General features: G+C 37.3%; 23 protein-coding genes. 18 read left to right on the top strand and 5 right to left on the bottom strand.

Going from position 1 to position 26,303, the window contains the following annotated elements:
- Positions 1-81: 81 nt before the first annotated feature.
- Entirely contained in the window at positions 82-3,120 is a 3,039-nt protein-coding gene (locus AC3ANL_RS15335) for an efflux RND transporter permease subunit (protein WP_488325304.1), read from the top strand.
- Between the two features lie 123 nt (positions 3,121-3,243).
- Positions 3,244-3,765 carry a hypothetical protein gene (locus tag AC3ANL_RS15330; protein ID WP_488325303.1) on the top strand — a complete coding sequence of 174 codons (522 nt, stop codon included), beginning with the start codon at positions 3,244-3,246 and terminating at the stop codon, positions 3,763-3,765.
- 125 nt (positions 3,766-3,890) lie between these two features.
- Here the strand turns inward: AC3ANL_RS15330 and AC3ANL_RS15325 are convergent, their stop codons facing one another.
- Positions 3,891-4,514 carry a cell wall hydrolase gene (locus AC3ANL_RS15325; protein WP_488325302.1) on the bottom strand — a complete coding sequence of 208 codons (624 nt, stop codon included), beginning with the start codon at positions 4,512-4,514 and terminating at the stop codon, positions 3,891-3,893.
- A 261-nt stretch (positions 4,515-4,775) separates the two neighbouring features.
- On the opposite strand from AC3ANL_RS15325, the gene AC3ANL_RS15320 reads away from it, so the two are divergent.
- Both AC3ANL_RS15320 and AC3ANL_RS15315 read left to right on the top strand, forming a co-directional pair.
- Positions 4,776-5,648, top strand: a complete 873-nt coding sequence (locus AC3ANL_RS15320; protein ID WP_488325301.1) for a mechanosensitive ion channel family protein — start codon at positions 4,776-4,778, stop codon at positions 5,646-5,648.
- A 267-nt stretch (positions 5,649-5,915) separates the two neighbouring features.
- A complete protein-coding gene (locus tag AC3ANL_RS15315; protein ID WP_488325300.1) occupies positions 5,916-10,259 on the top strand; it encodes an alpha-amylase family glycosyl hydrolase in 4,344 nt (1,447 codons plus the stop codon).
- 184 nt (positions 10,260-10,443) lie between these two features.
- On the opposite strand, the gene AC3ANL_RS15310 is transcribed toward AC3ANL_RS15315, so the two are convergent.
- Together AC3ANL_RS15310 and AC3ANL_RS15305 are read right to left on the bottom strand one after the other, a co-directional pair.
- Complete coding sequence (locus tag AC3ANL_RS15310; RefSeq protein WP_488325299.1) at positions 10,444-11,154, bottom strand: DUF421 domain-containing protein; 711 nt, start codon at positions 11,152-11,154, stop codon at positions 10,444-10,446.
- Between the two features lie 69 nt (positions 11,155-11,223).
- On the bottom strand, positions 11,224-11,511 hold the full coding sequence (locus tag AC3ANL_RS15305) for a hypothetical protein (RefSeq protein WP_488325298.1): 288 nt from the start codon (positions 11,509-11,511) through the stop codon (positions 11,224-11,226).
- Positions 11,512-11,714: 203 nt separating this feature from the next.
- On the opposite strand from AC3ANL_RS15305, the gene AC3ANL_RS15300 reads away from it, so the two are divergent.
- Entirely contained in the window at positions 11,715-12,764 is a 1,050-nt protein-coding gene (locus tag AC3ANL_RS15300; protein WP_488325297.1) for an LLM class flavin-dependent oxidoreductase, read from the top strand.
- A 100-nt stretch (positions 12,765-12,864) separates the two neighbouring features.
- Here AC3ANL_RS15300 and AC3ANL_RS15295 read toward each other — a convergent pair whose 3' ends face one another.
- Positions 12,865-13,647: a Cof-type HAD-IIB family hydrolase gene (locus AC3ANL_RS15295; RefSeq protein WP_488325296.1), complete on the bottom strand. Its 783-nt coding sequence runs from the start codon at positions 13,645-13,647 to the stop codon at positions 12,865-12,867.
- A 274-nt stretch (positions 13,648-13,921) separates the two neighbouring features.
- Here AC3ANL_RS15295 and AC3ANL_RS15290 point away from each other — a divergent pair, with 274 nt between their 5' ends.
- The 6 genes from AC3ANL_RS15290 (at position 13,922) to AC3ANL_RS15265 (ending at position 19,041) form a co-directional block, all read left to right on the top strand.
- Complete coding sequence (locus AC3ANL_RS15290) at positions 13,922-15,214, top strand: ABC transporter substrate-binding protein (RefSeq protein WP_488325295.1); 1,293 nt, start codon at positions 13,922-13,924, stop codon at positions 15,212-15,214.
- A 74-nt stretch (positions 15,215-15,288) separates the two neighbouring features.
- Positions 15,289-16,263 (top strand): carbohydrate ABC transporter permease, encoded by a 975-nt coding sequence (locus AC3ANL_RS15285; RefSeq protein WP_488325294.1) that lies wholly within the window; start codon positions 15,289-15,291, stop codon positions 16,261-16,263.
- Positions 16,260-17,123, top strand: a complete 864-nt coding sequence (locus AC3ANL_RS15280; protein ID WP_488325293.1) for a carbohydrate ABC transporter permease — start codon at positions 16,260-16,262, stop codon at positions 17,121-17,123. Before AC3ANL_RS15285 ends, AC3ANL_RS15280 begins: the two co-directional genes overlap by 4 nt.
- Before the next feature lie 62 nt (positions 17,124-17,185).
- Complete coding sequence (locus AC3ANL_RS15275) at positions 17,186-17,371, top strand: DUF2187 family protein (RefSeq protein WP_488325292.1); 186 nt, start codon at positions 17,186-17,188, stop codon at positions 17,369-17,371.
- Between the two features lie 200 nt (positions 17,372-17,571).
- Entirely contained in the window at positions 17,572-17,877 is a 306-nt protein-coding gene (locus tag AC3ANL_RS15270; RefSeq protein WP_488325291.1) for a BC1872 family protein, read from the top strand.
- A gap of 48 nt (positions 17,878-17,925) precedes the next feature.
- Positions 17,926-19,041: a cysteine desulfurase family protein gene (locus AC3ANL_RS15265; RefSeq protein WP_488325290.1), complete on the top strand. Its 1,116-nt coding sequence runs from the start codon at positions 17,926-17,928 to the stop codon at positions 19,039-19,041.
- Between the two features lie 52 nt (positions 19,042-19,093).
- On the opposite strand, the gene AC3ANL_RS15260 is transcribed toward AC3ANL_RS15265, so the two are convergent.
- Complete coding sequence (locus AC3ANL_RS15260; protein WP_488325289.1) at positions 19,094-19,693, bottom strand: NADPH-dependent FMN reductase; 600 nt, start codon at positions 19,691-19,693, stop codon at positions 19,094-19,096.
- A gap of 240 nt (positions 19,694-19,933) precedes the next feature.
- Between AC3ANL_RS15260 and AC3ANL_RS15255 the strand changes: the two genes are divergently transcribed.
- From AC3ANL_RS15255 to AC3ANL_RS15225, 7 genes are all read left to right on the top strand, one after another.
- Positions 19,934-20,302 carry an ArsR/SmtB family transcription factor gene (locus AC3ANL_RS15255; RefSeq protein ID WP_488325288.1) on the top strand — a complete coding sequence of 123 codons (369 nt, stop codon included), beginning with the start codon at positions 19,934-19,936 and terminating at the stop codon, positions 20,300-20,302.
- The gene (locus AC3ANL_RS15250) at positions 20,295-22,427 is read left to right on the top strand and encodes a heavy metal translocating P-type ATPase (RefSeq protein WP_488325287.1); all 2,133 of its coding nucleotides are present in this window, start codon (positions 20,295-20,297) and stop codon (positions 22,425-22,427) included. The genes AC3ANL_RS15255 and AC3ANL_RS15250 overlap by 8 nt, the downstream gene beginning before the upstream one ends.
- 133 nt (positions 22,428-22,560) lie before the next feature.
- Positions 22,561-23,313, top strand: a complete 753-nt coding sequence (locus AC3ANL_RS15245) for a GTP cyclohydrolase II (protein ID WP_488325286.1) — start codon at positions 22,561-22,563, stop codon at positions 23,311-23,313.
- A gap of 123 nt (positions 23,314-23,436) precedes the next feature.
- Positions 23,437-23,853 (top strand): BlaI/MecI/CopY family transcriptional regulator, encoded by a 417-nt coding sequence (locus tag AC3ANL_RS15240; RefSeq protein WP_488325285.1) that lies wholly within the window; start codon positions 23,437-23,439, stop codon positions 23,851-23,853.
- A 1-nt stretch (position 23,854) separates the two neighbouring features.
- Positions 23,855-24,712: a M56 family metallopeptidase gene (locus AC3ANL_RS15235; RefSeq protein ID WP_488325284.1), complete on the top strand. Its 858-nt coding sequence runs from the start codon at positions 23,855-23,857 to the stop codon at positions 24,710-24,712.
- A 167-nt stretch (positions 24,713-24,879) separates the two neighbouring features.
- Positions 24,880-25,560, top strand: coding sequence for a DsbA family protein (locus AC3ANL_RS15230; protein WP_488325283.1), 681 nt, complete (start codon positions 24,880-24,882; stop codon positions 25,558-25,560).
- 184 nt (positions 25,561-25,744) lie between these two features.
- Complete coding sequence (locus AC3ANL_RS15225; protein ID WP_488325282.1) at positions 25,745-26,302, top strand: copper resistance CopC family protein; 558 nt, start codon at positions 25,745-25,747, stop codon at positions 26,300-26,302.
- Position 26,303: the final 1 nt, after the last annotated feature.

The raw sequence follows: 26,303 nt of genomic DNA, 5'->3' as shown, positions 1-26,303 counted from the left end.
TTCTCCATTGACCATCAACTAAACTTTCAACTACATAGTAAGATAGCATGCAATATTAATTTTAAAGGGGGAAAATTGAATATGACATGGTTTACAAAGTGGGCTTTTCGAAATAAGGCTGGGGTAATCCTTTCGACGATACTGGTCCTAGTAATGGGGATCGTCAGTTATTTTACACTACCAATGGAGTTCTTGCCGACGGCTGATAATCCACAGGTGACTGTGGTTGTTCTTGGTCAAGGTACAGATGTCGAGACAATGGCTGAAATGATCACAACTCCCATTGAGCGTTCTGTATCATCTGTAAAGGGAAAGCGTGAAGTATTCTCAACAACAGGAGACGGATTTTCCAAGGTAGATATCTTCTTTGAAGCAGAGACAGATATGAAGAAAGCAGCTGCCGATGTCCAAGAATCAATCGACAATGTGCAGCTGCCTGAGGGAACAAATAAACCGATCGTGGTACAACTAAATACAGATATGATTCCAATTGCTGATATTTCCGTGACCTTTGATGATGGAATAACGAAAGAAAATATTACACTGGCCGATGAAAAAATATTCCCCGCTCTCAAAGAAATAAAAGGTGTCGGTAGTGTCGCCATGTACGGTAGAGGTGTGAATGAAGTTTCTATTCAGCTCGACCAAGAAAAACTTCAGCAATTGAATCTACCTGCTCAAGCCGTACTTGTAGCATTGCAAGGTCAAAATATAGCGGCTGCCGTAGGTCAAAAAACAATCGATGGAAAAACAAGTAATATTAAAGTAGTAAGTACGCTCGATAGTCTTGATGACCTCAAGAAATTACCTATTGTTTCAGGAGTAAAACTTGGAGATATTGCCTCAATTGAAAAGGCTGATCAGGCAGGAAACATTACCCGTGTGGATGGGGAAGAAGCATTACTTGCCATTGTAACAAAGGATAGCAATTCGAGTGCAGTGTCCATCGTCAAAGAAGTAAGAAAGCAAACTGATGAACTCTCAAGAAAATATAAAAATGCAAACGTAAGTGTGTTTTTTTCTACCGCTGATATGGTTGTTAATTCAGTAACCAGCATGGTAAAAGAAGTACTTTTAGGTGCATTATTTGCGACCATTGTGATTATGTTTTTTTTACGAAATATTCGTTCTACATTCATCACGATTGTTTCGATTCCGTTATCTTTATGTTTTACTTTATTTTTACTGTCACGATCAGGCATTACCTTAAATATCCTAACAATCGGTGGTGTTGCGGTTGCTGTTGGTCGTTTAGTTGATGATAGTATTGTAGTCATTGAGAATATTTTCAGAAAAATGCAGAATGAAAAGTTCTCTATCCAACTTGTGATTGATGCAACGAAAGAAGTGGCTTCGGCCATTACCTCTTCAACACTTACAACAGTTGCAGTATTTCTGCCGCTCGGATTAGTTGGGGCCGGGTTAAAGGATTTCTTATTGCCGTTTGCATTGACGGTGACATACTCCTTACTTTCATCCTTACTTGTAGCCTTAACAGTTGTCCCATTAATGAGTGCTGGCCTCTTGAAAAAAGCCAAGCTGCCAAAACATCAGACGCCAAAGCGATATGTTTCTATGCTTCGCTGGTCATTAAATCATAAATGGGTCATTTTACTGATGTCTGCATTGCTGTTTATAGGTTCAATTGGTGCCTATTTTGTGATGCCTAAGGGTGCAGTGGATAACTCAGATGCTGAACTCGTCATGGTTTCATTAGATTACCCCAATGAAACGCCAATCGAAACAGTTCGGAAAAATACATTAAAATTAGAAGAATTTTTATTAGCACAAGCAGAACCTAAAGCCTTGTATACACAATTAGGGAATAGTCCCGATGCGGCTCAATATGGGGAAGTTCAATCTCCAACAAAAGCTTCCTTTACGATTGTCATGAAAAAAGATGTAAATGCTGATCGTTTTATTGAGAAGGTTAATGGACAAAAAAATGAGTATCCTAATGCCGAATTAACGGCTGGGTCAGGTTCGCTGACCGGTGGAAGTTCTACGTCCATTACGATTGATGTTGTAGGCGAAAAAATGAAAGATATTGAGTTAACTGCAGCCAAAATAGAAAAGGAAATAAATGCTATTAAAGGCCTTGAGAAGGTTGAGACAAATCAAGAAGAGAAGAAACCTGTTTACACCTTTACAGTGGATTCCGTAGCAGCAAAACCTGGCGAAGTGACCCAACAGCTTGGTATGATGCTTAATCGGATGCCAGTAGGAAGTGTTAAACTTGATGGAACAAATACACCGGTCTTTTTAGAACCAGTTTTAAATCCTACATCAACAAAAGACTTAGAGGGCATTATGATTACTTCGCAGCAGAAGTTAGTACCAATTACATCTGTTGCAAAGCTTAATGTAGAAGATAAATCTACACAAATCCTTCACAAAGAGGGGGAACCGTATTTACGAGTCACAGCAACCGTTGACCCGAAACAACTTTCGACCGTGTCAAATGAAATTAATTTAAAAATCAATGGAGCCAAGTCAGGAGAAGGATTGGATATACCTGATAATGTAGAGGTGTTTGTTGGCGGTGCATCTGTACAACAAGCAGATGACTTCACAGATTTATTTTTGACCATGTGTGCTTCGATTGGAATCGTATACCTGATTATGGTCATTACCTTCAAAACGTTACGAGCGCCGCTTGCCATATTATTCTCATTGCCACTCGCTGCTATTGGTGCGATTGTTGGATTGTTAGTAAGTCGAATTCCTGTTGATATCACAGCATTGCTAGGTGCCTTAATGCTAATCGGTATCGTTGTAACAAACGCAATTGTATTAATTGACCGGGTTAAACAAAACGAAGAAAAGATGATTATGCGGGATGCGATTTTGGAAGCAGCTAGTACGCGAATCCGTCCAATTTTAATGACTGCGATTGCCACCATCTGTGCGATGCTGCCACTATTATTTAAAAAGGCAGAAATGGGAAGTCTTGTTTCACAGAGTTTAGCAATTGTTGTTATTGGTGGATTAGCCGTTTCCACTTTATTAACATTAGTAGTGATACCGGTCATATACGAATTGTTCCACTTTAAAAAGTCTAAGAAGCAGCGGATTGCGCAAAGAAATGCTATTTCGGGTGAAGAACATATTTCCGGTTAATGTTTAAATGATATTATAGGAAGCATATACGGTATGCGTAATTGTTGGAAACCATAGGAATAGTACAAAAGAATTAACACATCTTAAAAAGTCACCTCATAGGATAGAAGCGGGGGTGTTGATGTGAAGAAATGGTTAAAAGCAGTGATATTGACATATCTCTCTGTGTTGTTTTTTGCGAGCTTTTTAGCGATAGGCATGTTGTGGACAGGTGCCATTGAAAAATCGCTGCCATTCCTTTCAGAAATCAAAATCTTTTTGTATTATTTTTTTGCTGGTGCGATCGGCGGTTCATTACGGCATCTCTATATGTTTTGTTCTCACTATATGGAGGATGAATTAAACGATTATCGTAAGTGGATTATGTATATTTTTTATCCTATCTTTGCAACTGGGACTGCTGTCGTAGCAGTTACATTAATACAAAGCGGAATATTATTGATTGAGTTTACCGACTATAATGATACCCCATATGCACCCATTAGCATTGCCTTCTTTGTTGGATTTGGTTTTAATCGATTCGTCAATCTGCTTAACTCTATTTCAAAGAATTTGTTTCAATCAAGCAACAAGAAAAAGAACAGCTCTGAACAAAAAAATGTGCAAGCGGAAAGCCCTGGCAATCGTACCTACTACGGTCCTTAGAATCAAAAATAAAAGAGATTGATTCAGCATTAGTTAACTTGTAAAGCAGCACATAGAAATGTGACTGCTTTTTTTAATCTATTAAATTGGAAAAAGTTGCTTGAACATCACAAAATGTGTTGAAGTCATTCCTTAAATACATGATGTCCAATAACAAGTGTTGTCGCTCTGGAATCGAGCCAACGACTAGTAGCAATTGCAGGATTATAGAAGTATAACGAATCAGCAGCAATATTCCGGTTCTCATTCAACACTTCGTGTACGGCTTTAATAGATTCTTCATCAGCAGGTTTATTGATTTCTCCGTTGCGGACGGGTTGAAATTGTCCTTTTTGATAAATGACCGCTTTAATAGTATTAGGGAAGGCAGGGCTTTTAACTCTATTAAGAACAACACAGGCTACCGCAATCTTTCCTTGATAAGGTTCACTTTCAGCTTCTGCTCTTACCAATCTAGCAAGAAGGTCTAATTCGTATTTTGAGTAGCCAACTATTACCTCAGGTTTAGTTGTTTTTTCCACTTGATTATTTATATGATCCTCTGGTTTATTCGTTTGAATAGTTTGTCCCACATAGATCAAATCAAGATTTTGCACCTGAGGATTAAGTCTCGAGAGCTCTTGTAATGTAATATTATGGTCTCTTGCAATCATTGTCATTGTGTCCCCATTTTTAACCGTATAGGCAAATGCCGGGGAAGCAAATAAGAGTGAGGCTACTACCGTTAGTAACCCAATTAGTTTTTTCATCGTTTCTATTCCCTCCTAGTGATTAAGATCTTTCACGATTCACTTATAGTTTCTATTTCTATGATAGAAAGAATAGAATAGTATTACAGTTTAATTACATAGAGAGAATTTACTGAACGCAATCATTTCTTCGATCGAAACAAGAATCAATGCAAGAGAAGTTGATTTTTAAAAAGTTTTTTTAATTTTTTCATTACGAAAATATTAATAAAAAAACAGGTCAAGCTATTTATAGACTCGATGAGATAAGGATGTGAATGGATGCATCTTTTAGCCTACCCGGAAATGGTTTTAAACTACATAAAGGATTTTTTAATTCTAAGACTTGTTGCTATGGTAGTCGTATTAACGGTTCTATCGTATGTGATAAATCGGAGTGTAGACTGGTTTTTTAGAAAATCTAACATGTTGGAGGAAGAGGTAGAGCAAACGATTCAAGGGGTGGTCCGATCTGCCTTAAAATATACGACTGGGACAATTTTAATTATCTATTTGATCGGCCAGTTCATGAATCTAAAAGGGTTACTTGCTGGAGCTGGAATTGTCGGGGTGATTGTTGGTCTTGCTGCCCAACAGGTCTTAAAGGATATATTATTAGGCCTGGTTCGGCTTTCTGATCGTGAGTTCCGTGTTGGAAATTATATTACTTTTAATGGGAATCATTCAGGGACAATTGAGGAGATTGGCATTCGATTTGTACAAATTCGTGAATGGTCTGGAAAACTTTTAACCATACCACATGGAGATATTAAGACCATTCAAAATTTTAATAAAGGAAAAATGCGAGTAATTGAACGAATGACTGTTAGCTATAAGGAAGACCCACAATTGATGAAGAAATTGATGGAACAAGTTTGTAAAAATTGTAACGAAAAATATGCTCAAAGCCTTCTAAAATTGGAGGATGGTTGTCCAGAACAGGAATTTCAATTTATTGGGATCACTGATTTAAATCCAAATCAAAGATATGTGGGCTATGAGCTCTGTATGGTTGGTCTTGTGCAGCCTGAAGATTATTTTGAAGTATCTCGACATGTTCGATTTGAATTAATCAAGGTATTTCATGAAAACCAAGTCGATACGCCAGGTATGCATCTTTACAGTCAACCTATAATAAGTCCAAATCACTCATAGAAAGTTCATTTAACTAAATTAAGCAGGGACATCACCCGGACTCAGGGGATGTCCTTTTTATATCCCCTGGATAAGCGTTTTGTTTGCGATTAAAATTGAATAGTTTGAAAAAAACAGTAACTTGGTAATATGTCAAGAAGGAATAAACAGGCATAAAGTCCTATTTTTATAAAAATATGGATGATAGATAATAGCATTAAGTAAGCGTTTTCTATATAAAAACGTGCAAACGTTTGCCTAAAAATATTTAATAGGGGAGGAAAATGCATGAGGGGAAAATCACGTAAGTTAATCTGTTACCTTGCACTTATTATGTTATTCGTGCAAACGATTGCAGGAACGACTCTTTTTCATCCAAAGCTTACCAAAGCGGATGGGCGGGTTGTGACACTTGTAGGTAACCTTCAAAATGAATTAGGGGGGAAAGGGGAATGGAATCCTGCTGAAGTAGCTACACAAATGAAGCAGCTGGAGAGTGGGACGTACATACTGACCGGGACACTGCCAGCAGGAAACTATGAATATAAAATTGCCATAAACAGTTCATGGGATGAAAACTATGGTGTGAACGGTGTCCCAGGAGGAGATAATTATAAGCTGTCTCTGGATAAAGCACAACAGGTTACGTTTCTTTATGATGATCGTACACATCGGGTAACGGTACCAATTGAACTGCCGGATGACCAAAAGCCGAGAATTGTCGGTGATATTCAACCAGAGCTTAACGCAGGACAAGAATGGACCCCAGGAGAATCGACAGCCATTTTACAGGATGAGGACCACGACAATTTATATACGTTTACCGCTCATGTTCCTAAAGGAAAGCATGAATTTAAGATTGTCCTCGGAAACAACTGGGATGCACCTGCTTATCCAGCCAATAACTTCGTATTAAATGTCTTAAAAGATGCAACGGTTACGTTCTTTTATAACCATGACACAAAAGAAGTCTCCACAGATTATGATCCAGGATTACCAAACGGAAACATTCAAGGAGATCAACTATACCACGATACGTGGGATTTGGCATATCGTTCACCGTTTGGGGCTGTAAAAGCAGGGGACGTTGTGAAGCTCCGCCTTCAAGCAAAGAAAGGCGATCTAACAGGGGCAAAGGTTCAGTTGAAAAACTACAACACGGGTAATACCGCAACTGTAGATATGGAATACGCAGGCTGGCTGCAGCAAAAGGGAGCGCAAATTGAATTATGGGAAGCAGACGTTAAGCTAGATGAGAAGGGGGTTTATGGGTATAAATTTATTGCACGAGACGGAGAAGGTCAGAAGGAGTACGGGGAAGACGTCCAAGAAGGTGGAAAAGGAGCGGCTTATGCATCAAATGCTTCCTTATTTCAGCTAACTGTGTATGATCCCGCGTATAAAACACCAGATTGGATGAAAGAAGCGGTTGTGTATCAAATTTTTCCTGATCGCTTTAACAATGGAAATAAAAAGAACGATCTTGCAAAAAAAAATGCTCGCGGCGATGAGCCCATCGAGCATAAGGATTGGAATCAATTGCCTGACAATCCTCGTTTGGAAGGCACGGAAGGATATGATGGCGATGGGATTTTCTCTAATGATTTCTTTGGAGGCGATATTGCTGGAATTCAGAAAAAATTAGATTATATTCAATCATTAGGTGTTAACACGCTCTATTTAAATCCAATTGCTGAAGCGGCATCAAACCATAAGTATGATGCAGCAGACTACAAAAACGTGGACCCAATGTTTGGTTCACCTGAGGAATTTCAAGCATTTGCAAAGGAATTAAAGAAGCGCAAAATGCATCTAATCTTAGACGGTGTGTTTAACCATGTTGGGGATGATTCCATCTACTTTGACCGATATGGAAAATACCCAACGGTTGGTGCTTATGAGTACTGGGCAGCTTTTTATGACCTTGTTAATCAAGGAGTGGCAGGAGACCAAGCGAAAAAACAAGTAAAGGACAAGTTCATAGCAGAAGGACAAACTTTTAGCCCGTATGGCTTTGAAAACTGGTTTAACATTCAAAATGAAAAGGTGGACGGAGTCTATAAATACCAGTGCTGGTGGGGCTATGATTCGCTCCCGGAAATAAAATCCGTGCCTGGTGAAACGGTGAATTATCCATCAGAGCTAAATAATAAATCTTTTGCCAACTATATTATGTATGATGACGATTCAGTCGCAAAATCATGGCTAAAAAAAGGCTCATCAGGCTGGCGTTTAGATGTTGCCAACGAAGTTGATCCTGAGTTTTGGCGGGAGTTCCGCCAAGAGCTGAAAACTGGAAAGAAAGACGAACCATTAATTCTTGGTGAAATCTGGGATGATGCTTCTGAATATTTCCTTGGCGACTTATATGATTCCGTCATGAATTATCGATTCCGTGGTGCGATGATAGATTATTTGAAATCCGGTAATGCCGAAGGAGCCGAAAATCAGCTAAATGCTGTTTATGAAGACTATCCAAAGGAAGCTTTTTATGCCCTAATGAACTTAATGGGCTCTCATGATACAGCACGAGCAGCGTTTGTTTTAGGAAATGGAACGGATTCGTTCGAAAGGGCAGAGCTTGATAAAAATTATAATCCTAAACTAGGGATTCAACGCTTAAAGCTTGCAGCTATCCTGCAAATGGGTTATGCAGGAGCCCCAACAATTTATTACGGTGATGAAGCAGGTGTTACTGGTTCCAAAGACCCAGACGATCGCCGGACCTATCCATGGGGTAACGAGGATAAGGATCTAATTAAACATTATCAAACAATTGGAAAAGTAAGAAGTGATTATCAGGATTTGTTTAGTAATGGGGATTTGAACCATCTCTATGCAAAAGGCGATGTACTTGCTTTTTCTCGTTCAGACAAAAAGAATGTAGGGGTTGTACTTACAAACCGTGGAACTGATGAGAAAACAGTTGAACTTAGTGTTGAAGACTTATTGATTAATGGAATCAAGTTCACTGACCAGCTTGATAAAAAGTATACAGCTGTATCTAAGGATGGCAAGCTGAAAGTTACCGTTCCGGCAATGAGCGGGCGCATGCTTGTGTCGGATAAAGGTCAAAACTTAAAACGTCCGTCAGTAGTGACAGATTTAAACGTTTCCGAAGGAAGCCATACGGCAACGTTAAGGTGGGAGGGCGATGCGAATAAGTATGCGATTTACCAAACGACAATATCTGGAGCCTTTTATCAAAAAGTAAAAGAAACTTCTAGTAAGTCTATAACAATTGACAGTTTAGACAATGGCCGAAAATATTATTTTGCAGTTGTGGCACTAGATAAAAACGGGAATGGCTCTGAAAAGGCAGAAACCAAATCCGCCGTTATTCCACATGTAGAGTTAACACAAGAAAATTACAAGATTGATTATGTTACGGCCCTTGAAAACAACATTATCGACCTTTCCAAACCGGAAACGGTCACTGCAAATATTTATATTAAAGGTGAAACAGAATCGGAGCAAATGGAAGGTTTACAGGCAAAGCTTGAAGTAAAACAGCCTGGAAGTGATCTTTGGACCCCATATAAGGCAAGTTATGTAAATCAAAAGGATTCATCAAATGTATTTAGCGCTAATTTCCTTCCTTTTAAAGAAGGCACTTATGAGTATCGTTTTGTTTTCTCTAATGATCTGGAACGCAGCTGGGTAACAAGTGAAACACAGGATGTACGTTATACAAAAGGAGAAGATACGACAGCACCTGCTCAGAAAGTAACCCTTGAACAGCCGCAACAGGAGTCGGGCCAGGTTAATCTTTCCTGGACGGTAGAAGGTGCAACCGACCCTTATATGGCGGCCATTGTTCGCGACGGCGCGATAATTGATCAGTTGTTGGATCTTTCGAAACTATCGTATCGGGATATCAATGTAACAAACGGAAAACCATATACCTACGAAGTACATCTGTATGACAAAGCAGGAAATATGGTGAAATCGAATGCTGTAACTGTCACACCAGAACTAGTTACCGTAAAAGTCACATTCAAAGTAAACGCTCCTGCCTATACACCTCAAGGTATTTACGTTACAATGCCTGGAAGTAAAAACGGCTGGAACACGGGTGCATGGCAGATGACACGTGCGGGAGCAGTCACCAATGATTATGAATATACAACTGAGGCTCAGGAAGGTGAAGTGCTAACGTACAAATATGTAAAAAATGGCAGTTGGGATCAAGAGGCTTTACCTGACCATACAACAGCAAATCCTAATGATGATGACGTCAGCTATTATGGCTATGGAGCACAAGGAACAGACCTTTCAGTAGTCGTCACTAACCAAGGAGGCAATCAAATGGTTGTTCAAGATAAAATTCTCCGTTGGATTGATATGCCGGTAGTCGTGACATCTCATAGTGATGGGCAGACGGTTTCTTCTGACAGCATCACACTGCAGGGGAATGCTATTAAAGACGGGGTACTTACCATTAATGGTGCGCCTGTCATAATCAATAGTGATATGGCCTTTTCCCATACGATCAAGCTAAATACGGGTGAAAATAAACTAGCCATTCACATCGAACCATCTGAAACTAGTAAAGCAACCTATTTTAAAAATGATGGCGGTGCTATTGCGAAAGCTACTAAGACATTTGATTTTACAATCATTAAGAAATAAAAGCGGAGCCTCTTTCCTAGCAGCTGATACAAATGAAACACATCTTATCCATATGGAGGATATTTTAACCGATGCAATTGTAAAGCAGTTTCCGAATAAATTTAAGTAAGCTAAAATGGCAATTCAAAAACAAAAAGGAGATCATCGTAAGTGGATGATCTCCTTTTTGCTTTTAATCGACTTACTACTCAAGGTCAATTGCCGAGTTTAAATGGTCATGATATAAATCAATAAATAAATAACCAGAAGTTGAAATAACGGCATATTGAACATCTTTTATCTCTAATTTTCTTTGATTTAATTGGTCAAGGAGCCATGCACTTGTATATTTGCTATTAAAGTTCTTTTCGATAATTTTTCCATTCATGATCAGTTCTTTCGGCACAATAACATCTTGATTTTGAATGGCAGGATGTAAATCTTGTTTGGTCGTAGGTTGATATTTGGTTTTCTTCATGGCAGATAACTTTCCACTTACTTCTAAGATGGCAAACTCTACTTCAATCAAATCAAATATTCCTAATTCTCTAAGCTGTTGATTTAAATCATCAAGGGTATATCTTATTTTTCTCATATTACTATCTAAGATTTTCCCCTTTTCGATAATGACAGTGGGTCGACCTGATAACCATTTACGAAATCCCCTTTTTTTTGATGATATAAAAGAAAAAGTAAAATAGATGAAAATAAGTGTTAAAAAGGCAGCGAGCATTGGAAAAAATTTTAAATTGATATCAAATCCAATATTGGCAATAAATGAGCCAATTGTGATGGATAAGGCAAAATTATAAAGGTTAATATGTGCGTTGATTTGTTTTCCAAACCATAAAGAACAAACCATTAAGATAAAAATTGAGACGATTGTACGCAGTATCGAAAAATATATATCATCCATTACCATACATCCTTATTTTTTATTCATAAGTACCTTAGAAAACATAATCATTCCTTATGAGAAATTTGATTAACTCTTTTTACTTTGCTTATTTCTATAAGCAATCATATTTGTTTTTAATGAAGCGTATGTACCGATTGCAGCATATCCATAAAACCAACCCATAAATAATCCTCCAATAATGTTGTGCTTGTGACTGATAAAAACTGAAATTCCCATGCCAAATAAAAGAGCAATTGTAGGGACAAACCATTTTGGTATTTTGAAAAAAACTTTGATAAATTGAGTTAATAATATAATAATTGGTATCGCAAAAATGGCATCCCAAAAATTCGTTTTAACTGTCGGAAAATCCACAAACAACACACCTTTTTTAATATATTATGTGCTAATAGCTATTAATTTATTTTGTATTCAATGATTTGACGTATAATAAAATCAATCAAGTTTTTAGGAAATACTTTAGTTGGTAATATAATTGCTCAGCCTTGGAATTTGATTAGAAAAAAACTTACATAGTAGTTAGTAATCAATGTAGATAAAATAGGAGGAATAATTAAGTGGAAATCGGCATTAGTACGTTTGTAGAAACAACACCCGACGTTCGAACCGGCGAAGTGATCAGTCATGCACAGCGATTGCGTGAAGTCGTGGAAGAAATAGTCCTTGCAGATCAAGTCGGTTTGGATATCTTTGGAGTAGGGGAACATCATCGCAAAGATTATGCCGCCTCCTCTCCTGCAGTCTTATTGGCTGCGGCGGCACCACAGACTAAGCACATACGGTTGACTAGTGCGGTTACAGTTTTATCTTCAGCTGATCCGGTTCGAGTATTTGAAGAATTCGCTACGCTTGACGGTATATCGAACGGACGAGCAGAAATTATGGCCGGACGGGGTTCTTTTATCGAATCCTTTCCACTGTTTGGGTATGATTTAAACGATTATGATGAGCTGTTTGATGAAAAATTGGAATTGTTAATGAAATTACGTGAGTCTGAGATAGTAACGTGGACTGGCAAGCATAGGCCGGCAATCAATAATCTAGGTATCTACCCAAGGCCGGTCCAAAATCCTTTGCCTATTTGGATTGGAAGTGGTGGTACACCGAAATCCGTAGTTCGAGCAGGTGTGTTAGGATTGCCGCTTGTTCTAGCCATTATTGGAGGTCGCCCGCTGCAATTTGCGCCGCTTGTCCAGCTCTATAAAAAAGCTGCAGCACAGGCAGGACATGATATCTCAAAGCTAGCGGTTGCGTCACATTCACATGGTTTTATTGCGAAAGATATTCAAACGGCTGCAGACAAATTTTTCCCATCCACTCAGCAAGCGATGAACGTGCTTGGGAGGGAAAGAGGATGGGGGCATTACGACAGGTCCAGCTTTGATGCGGCAAGAAGCCTTGAAGGAGCCTTGTATGTAGGTGACCCGGAAACGGTTGCTCAAAAAATCATTCATCTTCGAAAAAACGTGGGGATCACACGTTTTATGCTGCATGTACCAGTTGGCAGCATGCCGCATGAAGATGTAATGACCGCGATTGAACTATTGGGAACAGTGGTTGCCCCTCGCGTTCGAGAAGAAGTTCGCAAATGGGAAGAAAAGCAGTAACTACAATATAGGAATCATATACAAATAATAAAATTTGAAAAGCTTGTAGAAAAGTCCCATTGGATCGCTTCTACAAGCTTATTTTATTAAAGTATATTTATTATATTAACCCAAGTCGCTTCAAACCGTAATGTACTCCGTCTTCTTCAGCAGAAAGGGTGACCATATTTGCTGCTTGTTTCACTTCATCACGGGCAGACCCCATGGCGACGCCCATTCCGACCAATGAAAGCATTTCAATATCATTTAATCCATCCCCAAAGGCGACGGCTTCATCAGGAGAGATGCCGAGCTTTTCCAAAAGTTTTGTAAGACCAACAGCTTTATTGGAATTAGACAAATTCACATCACATGTTCTTGCACCTATTGATGTCCATCTTCTGAAGTCTAATTCCGGAATCTCTGTTTGATATGATAATTCTTCCTCTCGATCACAATGGAGAAATAACTGATAAATATCTTGATCCATCCAAAATTTTGGTGGTGCGAGTTCAGGCTTCCATGGATCATTTAGAAATGCTTCCACCACAAAGGGATGGCTTAGATCAGTAACTTTAAAACTCGCCCCTCCTAAAAAAGTGAGCGGATGTTGATAATTATGAGATAAATAATCTACTTTTTTCAAAATATTTTTGTCAATCGTACTTTGGAAAACTTCTTTACCTTCGTGGTAAACATAAGCGCCATTAAAAAAGACCATAGAGTCAACCCCTGTTTCCTCCACAATCGACGTAGAAAAATAAGGAGCTCTTCCAGTTGCAATAACAACTTTCATATTTTTTTCTCTCAATTGTTCGATTGCATGCTTTGTGGCCCAACTTAATGCCCTCCCATGAGGGACGATTGTTCCGTCGATATCTAAGATGACAAGCTTGTAATTCATAAAACACACTCCTATTTATACTTCCTTTTATATATTATGCCATTATACCCATAGAACCGTATACATGCTAGAAAAATAGCTAAGTTGCCTGAATGATTGTTACCATTTTTCTGCCTAAACAATTTCTTCTAAAATTAATCTTCCCTACGACTTTCAGCCTATTTTGACAAAAAACATGTTTATTTGACAAGTTCTTGGGTATATCATTTTTAGATTTGGGGTCTGCTTCTTTGTTACTCTAAATAATTTATAAAACATATTAGGAGGTTTGGCCATGAAAAAAATGGTTAGTAGTTTGTCTTTAGCAATTATTCTTATTTTGTCTACCGTTCTTACTGGCTGTTCCAGTAAAAGCGCTGAAGCAGATGCAAAAGGCAAAGTTGTAGTGAATTTTTGGAGCTTTTGGGGCTCTGAAACAAGACGGCCCGTGATTGAAAAAATTGTCGATGATTTTAATAAATCCCAGGATAAAATAATTGTCAAACATACTTTTATCCCATGGGGAGATATTTGGACAAAAAATCTAGCCGCTGTGGCAGCAGGAAATCCTGCCGATGTTGTCATCAATGATATTAATAGTGTTTCACAGCGTGCTGAAAACAATCAAGCAGAAGATTTATCATTATACATAAATGCGGATACTTTTAAAAAACAATTTTACCCAAATCTCTGGGATACAGTTTTATATAAAGGAAAGCCATATGCAGTTCCATTTACGACTGATACCAGATTGCTTTTTTACAATAAAGATGCATTTAAAGAGGCTGGCTTAGATCCGAATAAACCGCCAACCACTTGGAATGAACTAGAAGAAGCAGCTAAGAAGCTTGATATTAAGCAAGGTGAAAAATATTCTCGAATCGGATATTATCCTTTGTTTGGAGGATTTGGTGCACCAAGTTGGTTAAAGAATGCGGATAACGGTCAAGGCTTTATCGAAAAGGGAAAGCTGAAAATTGACACCCCAAATAAAGTAAAAGCATTAGAATGGTTAGCGGATTGGCAAAAATATTACGGAGAAAAAACGATCCAAACCTATCAGGCTGATTTTAGTAATGGACAAACTAATCCATTTATTGCAGGAAAAGTAGCCATGTATACAGATGTAGCAACATTTTATACGCAAATCCGCGACTCAGGAACAAAGATGAACTTCGGTGTAACATCAATCCCTGCGTTTGATCAAAATAGTAAGCCTTGGAGTGATGGTGGAGGATTTGTGGCAGAGGTTCCAAAGGGATCAAAACATCCGAAAGAAGCAATGGAATTTATTAAATATTTAACAGGTGAAAAAGCGCAAAAATACTGGGCAGAGAAGAACTATGATAATGTCGCTAATAAAAAGGCAGCTGAAAGTGTAATGAAAGATTTAACAGGTGATTCGAAAATGGTATATGAAGTAGCAGTGAATTCGTTGAAATACACTACTCTATCACCAGTTCCGAATGACTATCCTGATTATCAAAATCGTATTAATCCATTAATTGAAGCAGCAATCAACGGAAAAATGACTCCAAAAGAAGCCTTAACAAAGGCTGAGAAAGATGTAGAGAAAGTAAAAAAATAACTTACGAGAAAGAGAAGCCATTAGTGCTTCTCTTCCTTCAGTAGAAAGGAATGTAAATGGTGGAAAAAGGGACTGTGGAACAAATAGAAAAATCAATTCCAGAAATTTCAATCAAAAAAAACAAATCGAAATTAGCGTCCCGGTCAGTTCCTTTTCTAAGGTGGAAAAAGAATATTACGGGATACCTCTTCATTTTACCATGGCTCGTTGGTTTTGTCGGCTTGACAGCGGGACCTTTGTTTTTCTCTTTATTTGCTAGTTTTACGGATTATAACATCACGTCTAAAATGAATTATATTGGTCTAGATAACTACAAGAAAATGTTTACTATAGATGATATGTTCTGGACATCCCTTTGGAATACGCTCTACTATGTCATTTTTTCTGTTCCATTAACGACCGTTGGAGCAATTTTTGTCGCTGTTCTTTTAAATCAAAGGGTAAAAGGAATGAGAATTTTCAGGACGATTTTTTATCTGCCCGCCATTCTATCCGGTGTTGCCGTTTACTTTTTATGGATGCAGTTATTAAGTCCCTCAACAGGATTGGTTAATCAATTTTTACGTATTTTTGGAATTGAAGGCCCTTCGTGGCTGTTTGATCCAAACTGGACAAAACCAGCACTCATTCTGATGAAAATGTGGAGTGTCGGGGGAGGGATGCTATTATATCTTGGTAGAATGCAAGGTATTTCGCCCTCTTTATATGAAGCAGCTTCTTTAGATGGAGCCAATAATGGACAAAAGTTTTTTCACATCACCCTTCCGTTGATTACACCAATTATATTCTTTGATTTGATTACAAGTACAATCGGCTCCTTTCAAATTTTCCAAGAGGCTTATGTAATGACCCAAAATGGTACGGGTGGACCATCCAATTCATTGCTTTTCTATAATCTTCATATGTGGAATAATGCCTTTAAATCATTTGATATGGGATATGCTTCAGCGATGGGATGGTTCTTATTTATTATTATTATGGTGCTAACTCTTATTAATTTGAAGGTAGGAAAGAAATGGGTTTACTATGAAGGAGGGGACGGAAAGTGAAAACAACCGAAGCAATACCGCCAAAAAAACCATTTAAATTTGAGACTAAAAATATCTTCGTCTTTATCATCCTTCTCATAGGTAGTGCCGTTTTATTGACTCCATTGTGGTGGATGATATCCACTTCACTGAAATCTCCTCAAGAGATTTTGCAATATCCACCCTCCTTTTTTCCAAAGGAGTTCCATTTCTCCAATTACATTGAGGCCTGGAAAACTGGAGCTTTTACAAGATGGAGCCTAAATACCTTATTTATTGCAGTTGTAAGTACGATAGGAAATGTTCTTGTCAATTCGTTTGTAGCTTATGGATTTGCTAAAATCCGGTTTAAAGGTCGAAATGCTCTTTTTATACTGGTTCTCTCGACCATGCTTTTACCCGGTTTTGTTACGATGGTACCACAATACGTACTATTTTCTAAATTAGGCTGGGTCAATACTTATTTACCGTTAATTGTCCCTGCCTTCTTGGGGAGTGCCTTCAATATCTTCCTGATTAGGCAGTTTATGCTGTCGATCCCTGATGACCTCATCGAGGCAGCAATCATGGACGGCGCCAGCCATTTTCGTATTTGGTGGTCGATTACCATGCCGTTGATTAAACCTGCTCTAGTAACGGTCGCAATCTTCACTTTTACAGGGGCATGGAATGATCTATTAGGACCATTATTGTATTTAAGCGATGAAAATTTATATACGCTTCAACTGGGACTTCAAACATTTAAAGGAAGTGTTCAGACCCAATGGAATTATTTAATGGCCATGTCTGTCATGGTATTGATCCCTACTGTTTTAATTTTCTTCTTGTTCCAACGGTACTTTATTGAAGGCTCCAATTTATCTGCTGGAATGAAAGGATAAATCTTCATTGTGTAAAGAATTTGTTTAGTTTTTTTTGGACATTATAAGGGCGAGGTGATGGAATGGCTAATGCAAAAATTGGCGATGTTATTTCCTTTAAACGTGAAGGAGAAGAGTTTGAAGGTATGGTTACAGGGATTAGGGAAAATTCAGTGATAGTCCAATATGGCTTCTCAAAAACAAAAGATGAACCACTAACAACCATTGTCAATCACAAAAATTACAAAATTAATAAATCAAAAAGTTAATTGCATGCCTGTCCTTTCAACTATATTAAGCAATTGTTGGGACAGGCATTATTTTTAAACCATGGTTCTTTTGGTGTAGACTGTCAGCATGATGGTCTTATTTTTTGTGTCAAAAATAAAAAAATAGATATTGATATATAGGACCTAAACGCTGAAAATGGTAAAATTAAAAAACTAGAGAAAAAAGGAGTCAATAGGATATGACTAAAGTTGAAATCATTGCACGTAGAATTCTAGGCTGGAAGTTAAATAGATGGGATCGCTGGTATGATTTTGAAACTGGTCATTTCATTCAAGTTTCTGATTTTCAACCCGAACAAAATCTAGTTCATGCCATGCTAATTGTAGAAAAGTTAGAATCACTCGGTTTCAAATATACATCGAATGGAGATACAGAGGTTTGTATTAATGACATTTGCGAAACAGGTGATACATTAGCACAAGCCATTACGAATGCTGCGTATTCAATTGCAGATAATAGCTCTATTGATGAGGCTTGGCTATAGGGACGAAATGAATATTGTGTTAAATGACTGAAAGGTGCGAATAGGAATATGAAAAAAATTTATCTTGATTACAATGCCAGCACACCAATGGCTCCTGAAGTGGTTGAGGCCATGAAACCATTGCTGCAAGATTTTTATGGGAATCCATCTGCGTTACATTGGGCGGGGCAACCAGTTAAAGAATTATTACATAAAGCAAGACAACAGGTGGCCGCATTAATTGGCTGTTCATCTAGAGAAATAATCTTTACCAGTGGTGGAAGTGAAGCCAATAACCTTGCTTTAAAAGGTTTTTATTTTAAAAATCGGAATAAAGGCAACCATATTATTACTTCTAAAATTGAACACCCTGCAATTATGAATCCTTGTAAGTTCTTAGAACAAGTGGGAGCAAAGGTTACTTATGTAGGGGTTGATCAGTATGGGCGCGTCTCTCCTGAAGAAATCAAAAAGGCAATTACGAAGGAAACGATACTGATTTCGATTATGCACTCAAATAATGAAGTGGGAACATTACAACCAATTAAAGAAATTGGGGAAATGGCAGAAAGGTATGGAATTGCGTTTCATACTGATGCATCTCAATCCGTTGGAAAAGTTCCAGTCAATGTTAATGATTTAAAGGTAGACATGCTAACGATAGCTGGTCATAAACTATATGCTCCGAAAGGAATTGGCGTACTATATTTAAGAGAGGGAATTCAACTCGAGCCACTCATTCATGGAGCAGGGCATGAGTTTGGAATGCGAGCAGGGACGGAAAATACTTTGTTGGCAGTGGGATTAGGAAAAGCATGCGAAATCGCAAATCAACAGTTAGTAAATAGTAAAATAATGGATTTGCGTGACTATTTTTGGAGGCAATTAAAGGATAGGTTTGGAGAAAAGGTCGTATTAAATGGACATCCTGAGGACCGATTACCGAACACATTGAATGTTTGTTTTGTTCGAAAAATAGGTCAAGACATATTAGCTGCCATTCCATATTTAGCTGCCTCAACTGGATCTGCATGTCATGCAGGAAGTGTTGAGTTATCACCAGTATTAAAGGAAATGAAAGTTCCTGAAGAGGTTGGAATGGGTGCAATCAGGTTTAGTTTAGGCAGGAATACAACCATCGATGAAATTGATCAGGTAATATTATCGTTAAAAGAAATAATATAAGAGATGAAAATACCCAGCCGTTTGGCTGGGTATTTTTATAAACAGAAGAAAGTTATCTTACTGTTTTTAATGCACCACTCCAAGCAAGCACTTGGTCAAGCATTGCATTGACATTATCTAAGTGTAAAGCAGCTGGTTTGAAATCCGTTCCGTTTTCGAAATCTGTAAATAAGGATAAGGTTGGATGGACTCTAACATCTGCAATTGCTAATTCTGCACAGATACCACGTAAATGTTCTGCAGCACGAGCGCCACCTGTTGAACCGTAGCTGACAATTCCTGCGGCTTTATTATTCCATTCTTCACGAGCGGTATCCAAGGCATTTTTTAAAGCACCCGTTATACTGTGATTATATTCTTGCACAATGAATACGAATCCATCTAAACTAGTTAGTTTTTCCGACCAAGCTTTTAATCCAGGTTCATCTCCAGCTGTTGTAAATACGAAAGGTAAGTTAAAGTCGGCAATATCGACAATTTCATAGTCTGCATCTCCACGTTTATCTGCAATTTCTTTTACCCACTTGCCAACTTGAGGACTTACCCGACCTTGGCGTGTACTACCTAAAATAATTCCAATTTTTAATTTTTCATTTGGCATTGTTTTTTCCTCCTTCATTGATTTTCCAAATAGCCTGTCAAAAAAACCCATTGCTTGCACCACCTTAGGCATTAATCAAATTAATATGTAAAAATTTCTCTCCTTCTCTTCTTTTTAATATGCACTAATAAATATAATATCTGCTAATAAATTTGACTTTATTCCTAGACAAATGAACTTTTTTAAATCCGCCCTATTTTTTGTTTTTATTCAAATGTTGGCTTGAATGTTCATAGGATAATGGGATACACTTTAACCAAATAAGTACTTGAATGAGAATGGAGTGAGACAATGAGTCAAAAAGATACCTGTGAGATTTATTGTTACGATGAAGAAAAAGTAAATCGAATCCAAGCTGAAATACATTCAGTTGATCTTTCTAGTGTTGCCCAATTATTTAAAGCAATTGCTGATGAAAACAGAGCAAAAATTACCTATGCATTATGTAAGGATGAAGAGCTCTGTGTTTGTGATATAGCTAATATTATTGGTTCAACGGTTGCGAATGCATCTCATCACCTACGATCACTTCATAAGCAAGGTGTGGTCAAGTTCCGTAAAGAAGGAAAGTTGGCGTTTTATTCGCTAGATGATGATCATATTAAGCGGTTAATCGATATTGCGTTAACACATAAAAGAGAGGTGACAGTGAATGTCTGAACAAAAAGTTAAAATGGCCATACAAGAAGAAAAAACTTACCGAGTTCAGGGACTGTCCTGAGCAAACTGTGCAAAAACGTTCGAAACGAACGTAAAACACCTGGATGGTGTTTTGGATGCAAGAGTAAACTTTGGTGCCTCTAAAATAACGGTTACAGGAAATACGACAATCGAAGCATTAGAAAAGGCAGGAGCTTTTGAAAACTTAAAAGTACGTGACGAAAATGAAAAAAAAGTAGAACGAATACCATTTTGGAAACAAAAAGAAGCCTTTAAAGTTTATCTATCAGGGATATTGCTTGTGATTAGCTGGTATTTGGGCGAGCAAATTGGAGAAGAACTTATTTCAACATTTGGATACGCTCTATCGATCATTATCGGAGGATATTCGTTATTCTTAAAAGGGTTTAAAAACTTAACGCGACTAAATTTCGATATGAGCACCTTAATGACTATTGCCATTATAGGAGCAGCTCTAATAGGTGAATGGGGTGAGGGTGCAACCGTTGTAATCTTATTTGCCATTAGTGAGGTCCTAGAACGTTATTCGCTGGATAAAGCCCGTCATTCGATCGAATCATTGCTCGATATTGCTCCAAAAGAAGCGTTAATTCGTCGTGAAAAAAAAGAAATGATGGTTCACGTTGAGGATATTCAAGTGGGAGATATTATGATTGTTAAACCGGGTCAAAAACTTGCGATGGATGGAACTGTCATAAAGGGGATCTCTACAATAAATCAAGCAGCTATTACGGGGGAAAGTGTTCCAGTAACCAAAACGGTTAAGGATGAGGTCTTTGCGGGAACCTTGAATGAGGAAGGGCTCCTCGAAATAAAAGTAACCAAAAAAATAGAGGATACAACTTTAGCGAAAATCATTCATTTAGTTGAAGAAGCCCAGGCAGAGCGGGCACCATCTCAGGCATTTGTTGATAAATTTGCAAAATATTATACACCGGCTATTATTGTTTTGGCTGTATTGATCGCGATTATTCCACCGTTATTATTTGGAGGGGCTTGGGATGAATGGGTTTATCAGGGATTGGCTGCATTAGTGGTTGGCTGTCCCTGCGCATTAGTTGTTTCAACTCCGGTTGCTGTTGTAACGGCAATAGGAAATGCTGCGAGGAATGGTGTCCTAATCAAAGGTGGAGTTCACCTTGAAGAAGCAGGTATACTAAAAGTTATTGCTTTTGATAAAACAGGAACGTTAACGAAAGGTGTTCCAACAGTAACCGACATATTGACATATGATGGAAATGAAAATGATTGGTTGACGATTACTGCAGCGATTGAAAAAGGGTCACAACATCCACTTGGTTCAGCCATAATGAGAAAGGCGGAAGAAATGGGTTTACTTTTTCATGATGTTCCTGTAGAGGAGTTTCAATCCATTACAGGTAAAGGTGTAAAAGCAAGTGTTAATAATTGCATGTATTATGTTGGAAGTCCTGCTCTATTTGAAGAGCTTCATGGAAGGATTGAAAACACCCGTAAACAAAAGATGGTTGAATTGCAGATGCAAGGTAAAACCGTGATGGTGTTAGGAACAGCAAAAGAAATTTTATCCTTTATTGCTGTTGCAGATGAAATACGAGCATCTTCCAAATCTGTTATTCATAAACTTCATCAAGCAGGAATTGAAAAAACGGTAATGCTAACAGGTGATAATCAACGAACAGCTGCAGCGATTGGAACAGAAGTAGGGGTTTCGGAGATTAAAGCGGATTTACTTCCTGAAGATAAGCTGAAATATATTAAAGAGCTTCGAGCCAACTATCAAAAGGTTGCAATGGTTGGAGATGGTGTAAACGACGCACCTGCCCTCGCTGCATCAAACGTTGGTGTAGCGATGGGTGGTGCAGGGACAGATACAGCATTAGAAACAGCCGATATTGCTTTAATGTCTGATGATTTGAGTAAATTACCATATACGATAAAATTAAGTCGGAAAGCTTTAAGAATCATTAAGCAAAACATTTCCTTTTCATTAGCGATTAAGTTATTAGCCTTACTGTTAATTATCCCTGGTTGGTTAACACTATGGATTGCAATATTTGCTGATATGGGAGCAACTTTACTCGTGACACTTAACAGTTTAAGGCTATTGCGGGTTAAAGAATAAGAGGCTAACATTTGTAAGAGGAGCATAATACAAGCATAAAAGGCAATGTTATACCTAATACAAAAGGTAGAGTATTTCTAAAGCGGAATGCTCTTTCTTTATATTTTTAACTATATAAAAAGGGGTTCATGGAATGAAACCAGCTCTTGATTCTAAAGTTATTACTGTATTAGAGGATAAAATTCAATTAATAAAAACAGAAAAAGGGGCGATCTATTTAGTTGGTCCGATTCGACTTCCCGTTAATTTATACGGTGAAACAGTCGTTTTTAAATGGTATTGTTGGCTGAACTGTGATGAGGTAACGGAGGACTTTGAAAAAATTATACTCAAATTATCTTCCGTTAATTTGGCAGAATTTCAACAGTCTAGCGTCTTAGTATATGGAGACTTTGGATATGGGGATGATGCCATCATTCGATTTCATTCCATTTGTCACACCGGAGATATATTCGGAAGTAAGCGATGTGATTGTGGCTTCCAATTAAAAAAATCAATGAAGATGATTTCAGACCATGGAACTGGAGCATTATTCTATTTGGCGAATCATGAAGGAAGAGGAATTGGTTTATTTAGTAAGGCAATGGCATATTTACTTCAAGAAAACGGCTATGACACAGTGGAAGCAAATGCGGGACTTGGTTTTGTAGATGATTCGAGAAATTATGGAGATGCAATCCTAGTACTTAAAGCATTACGCTCTAAACCTGTTACACTTATTACAAATAATCCGAAAAAACTCATGGCATTAAAAAATGCCGGGTTAGTGGTTTCTGGAAGAGAACCCTTATGGGGGGATATTTCTGAATACAACGAGAAGTATTTACAAACAAAAATTAATAAGTCTGGTCATATTGAGGATGATGGAATTTGTCTAAATGACTAAACATAAATGCTAAATGAAAAGCGGATGTTCCATAAGGGGTCTGACCCCTTATGGGACATCCGCTTTGTTCTATTGAAAAACAAAAATATATACACTACAATGTGTAATGGAAGGGTGAATGATATGACCATAAATAATTTTCGTTTTGACCAAGAGGGACTTAACCGCTTTTTTGGTCCACTAGAGTCAAAGATTATGAACATTCTTTGGAATAGCTGCGAAAAAAGTATCAAAGAAGTTCAACACCTATTAGAAAACGAGAAACCTATAAACTTTAATACGGTTATGACCGTAATGAATCGTCTGGTCGAGAAAAATATACTTACGAAAAGAGTAGAAGGAAGAACATCATTTTTTAAACCTGTATTGACAAAAGAGGAATTTATAACTAATCAATCAAAAAAATTAACAGAAAACCTGTTAGATGAATTTGGTGGATTAGTCGTCAATCATATGCTAGATTCTTTAACAGAAGTGGACGATCGGTTAATTCAAAAGTTGGAACAAAAAATAGAGCAATTAAAAAAGGATAGAAGTTAATATGAGATTGAAACAAAAATCCATTGCCGTTTTTGGACTAGCTCTTTTTTTTGCTATCATTTTGTTTATTCAAATGACAATGTATCTAGTAAATATTTTCATTGGACCATTCGAACCTTATAATATTTTTAATTTTTGCGTAAGTTTGTTTAAAAAAGGTACTATTGCCTATTTAGTTATGTTCCTGCTCGTGAACTCTTTTATTTTTTATTCTTTATTTATCATTTGTAACAGGGTTCTTAAGCAAGTTTACCTTTTAAAGTCGTTTCAACATCAAATTCAACAACTGCTTAATAAAAGTAAGACTCAAGAAGTAAATCAATTTTTCTACCGAAAAAATAATGATATTGTGGTTATTAATAATTCGGAACTGTTGGCCTTTACATTTGGATTTTGGAAACCAGTCATTGTTCTGTCCAACACACTAATTGAAATGCTGGATTTGAAGGAATTAGAAGCGGTCATATTCCACGAAACTTCGCATCAAAAGCATTCGGATGGAATTAAGGTTTTTATTTTACAAATTATTTCTGAAGTTATGTGGTATATCCCCCTAACTAGATGGTCCTATCAAAATTATAGGATCATGATTGAACTTATTGCAGATGAGTTTGCGATAAATCGTATGGGCTCAGAAATTGGATTAGGAAGTGCCTTAATTAAGCTAATAAAGAAACAACATAAAATGGATTTCAATTTAGTTCCAGCTTTGGTGAAATTCACAGATGGCACAGTCGATTACAGGCTTCAACAATTAATAAGTCCACAACAATCCATTCCTGTAAAAATACAGATGATGTCTATCGTCATTTCTTTTAACGTCTTTATTTTAATATTATTCATGTTGGTAATGGCATAATCATGATAGTTTATAATTATCCAAGTGTGTTAAAGGGTTGGTGTTTTCCAATCCTTTAACCATTTGGCTGAATTAATAATTTTAATTTCTTGACCGTCTATGTCTTTTTACACTACAATGTGTAGTGTAAAAACTTGCATAAAAATAACATTTTAGAAGGTGGAAAAATGGCTAAAAGTACTAAGAAAGCAAAGGATCAATCATCTAAATTTATGTTCTGGATTATTGGTTTAATAGCGGTTTGTCTTGTGGGGTTAATTTTTTTAACGAATTCAACCGAGAAAAAAGCTATTGATTATGAAGGACAACCTGTTTTAGGAAACGAGTCTGCCCCCGTAAAAATTGTAGAGTTTGGTGATTATAAATGTCCTTATTGTAAAAATTTTAATGATACACTTTTCCTAAATATTGAGAAGGATTTTATTGAGACAGGAAAAGCTTCATTCTACTTTATGAATTATTCATTTATCAATGTAGATTCTACCCGTTCTGCTAAATTTGCAGAAGCTGTTTTGAAAGAATTGGGCAATGATACATTTTGGAAGTTCCATGAACTTTTATATGGAAAAATGCCTGAGGATACAAAAGCTGAACAAATGGATATATATACAGAGTCCTTTCTTGAGGATACTTTGAGCGAAATTGCCTCAGAAGATGAAGTGAAAAAAGTGGTTACTGCCATTAAAAATAATCAATCAGAAGAGGAATGGAATAAAGATATGAATGCTGCTGGAAAGCTAGGGATTACCAGTACCCCAACAATCTTTATTAATGGTATAAAATTTGAGGGAAATACCTATAACGATTTTAAAGAGCAGGTAAACAAAGCAGCAAAAGAGGAAGAATAACGTTATTGACGAATCTTAATTTGCCAGCTGTTCCATCAGTTGGTTTTTTTGATACATACGCGTTAAGTCAATCGGAAAAAAGAATGGAATGGCAGAAATATTGCTTGAAAATCAAGTAGTTATCCTTCAAGATTAAGATTGATGGAATTTATTATATAAGTATTTAGAAAAAGGGGTAACGAAATTGAAAAAACTACTTTTATTTTTTATTGGAATTTTTGTGATGCTTCCGTCCATTGCTAGTGCACATACTGAACTACTATCCTCCAATCCAGCGCCAGGACAAGTTGTAAAAGAAGACCGAAAAGAACTTGTTCTCACGTTTGAAGGTAAAATTGAATCTTTGAGTACGATGAAATTAATGAAGGATGGTCAAGAGATTCCATTTGCTAGTGTTGGACCAAATGATAAACAACTAATTGGAAATTTATCTGAGCCACTGGAAGACGGGGCTTTTACACTTAATTGGAGTATCGCTGGTGAAGATGGTCATACGATATCGGGTGAAATTCCATTCACTGTTCAAAAAGAAGTGAAATCAGCTCCACCAACAGATACAAAAGATTCTGGAACTGTGACAAAAGAAGAACCGAAAAAAGAAGAACCGAAAAAGCAAACCACAAAAGTGGAAAATACCAAAAATGAAAACACTGATTCTTCATCAAATTCAACAATTGTAATTATTGTTGTCTTATTAGTTATAGTGATCGGGTCACTAGTTTTATTTAGAAAGAAGAGATAAT

This window comes from Neobacillus sp. DHD-1R (assembly GCF_057747995.1).
The sequence above is the reverse complement of the archived record's forward strand: the minus strand, read 5'-3'. Positions and strand labels throughout refer to the sequence as shown.

Coding starts and splice junctions, on each gene's coding strand:
- AC3ANL_RS15295 (WP_488325296.1), bottom strand. CDS start 13,647: ATGAATTACAAGCTTGTCATCTTAGATATCGACGGAACAATCGTCCCT.
- AC3ANL_RS15315 (WP_488325300.1), top strand. CDS start 5,916: ATGAGGGGAAAATCACGTAAGTTAATCTGTTACCTTGCACTTATTATG.
- AC3ANL_RS15235 (WP_488325284.1), top strand. CDS start 23,855: ATGAGATTGAAACAAAAATCCATTGCCGTTTTTGGACTAGCTCTTTTT.
- AC3ANL_RS15275 (WP_488325292.1), top strand. CDS start 17,186: ATGGCTAATGCAAAAATTGGCGATGTTATTTCCTTTAAACGTGAAGGA.
- AC3ANL_RS15230 (WP_488325283.1), top strand. CDS start 24,880: ATGGCTAAAAGTACTAAGAAAGCAAAGGATCAATCATCTAAATTTATG.
- AC3ANL_RS15335 (WP_488325304.1), top strand. CDS start 82: ATGACATGGTTTACAAAGTGGGCTTTTCGAAATAAGGCTGGGGTAATC.
- AC3ANL_RS15245 (WP_488325286.1), top strand. CDS start 22,561: ATGAAACCAGCTCTTGATTCTAAAGTTATTACTGTATTAGAGGATAAA.
- AC3ANL_RS15240 (WP_488325285.1), top strand. CDS start 23,437: ATGACCATAAATAATTTTCGTTTTGACCAAGAGGGACTTAACCGCTTT.
- AC3ANL_RS15325 (WP_488325302.1), bottom strand. CDS start 4,514: ATGAAAAAACTAATTGGGTTACTAACGGTAGTAGCCTCACTCTTATTT.
- AC3ANL_RS15310 (WP_488325299.1), bottom strand. CDS start 11,154: ATGGATGATATATATTTTTCGATACTGCGTACAATCGTCTCAATTTTT.
- AC3ANL_RS15270 (WP_488325291.1), top strand. CDS start 17,572: ATGACTAAAGTTGAAATCATTGCACGTAGAATTCTAGGCTGGAAGTTA.
- AC3ANL_RS15260 (WP_488325289.1), bottom strand. CDS start 19,693: ATGGGTTTTTTTGACAGGCTATTTGGAAAATCAATGAAGGAGGAAAAA.
- AC3ANL_RS15290 (WP_488325295.1), top strand. CDS start 13,922: ATGAAAAAAATGGTTAGTAGTTTGTCTTTAGCAATTATTCTTATTTTG.
- AC3ANL_RS15320 (WP_488325301.1), top strand. CDS start 4,776: ATGCATCTTTTAGCCTACCCGGAAATGGTTTTAAACTACATAAAGGAT.
- AC3ANL_RS15265 (WP_488325290.1), top strand. CDS start 17,926: ATGAAAAAAATTTATCTTGATTACAATGCCAGCACACCAATGGCTCCT.
- AC3ANL_RS15255 (WP_488325288.1), top strand. CDS start 19,934: ATGAGTCAAAAAGATACCTGTGAGATTTATTGTTACGATGAAGAAAAA.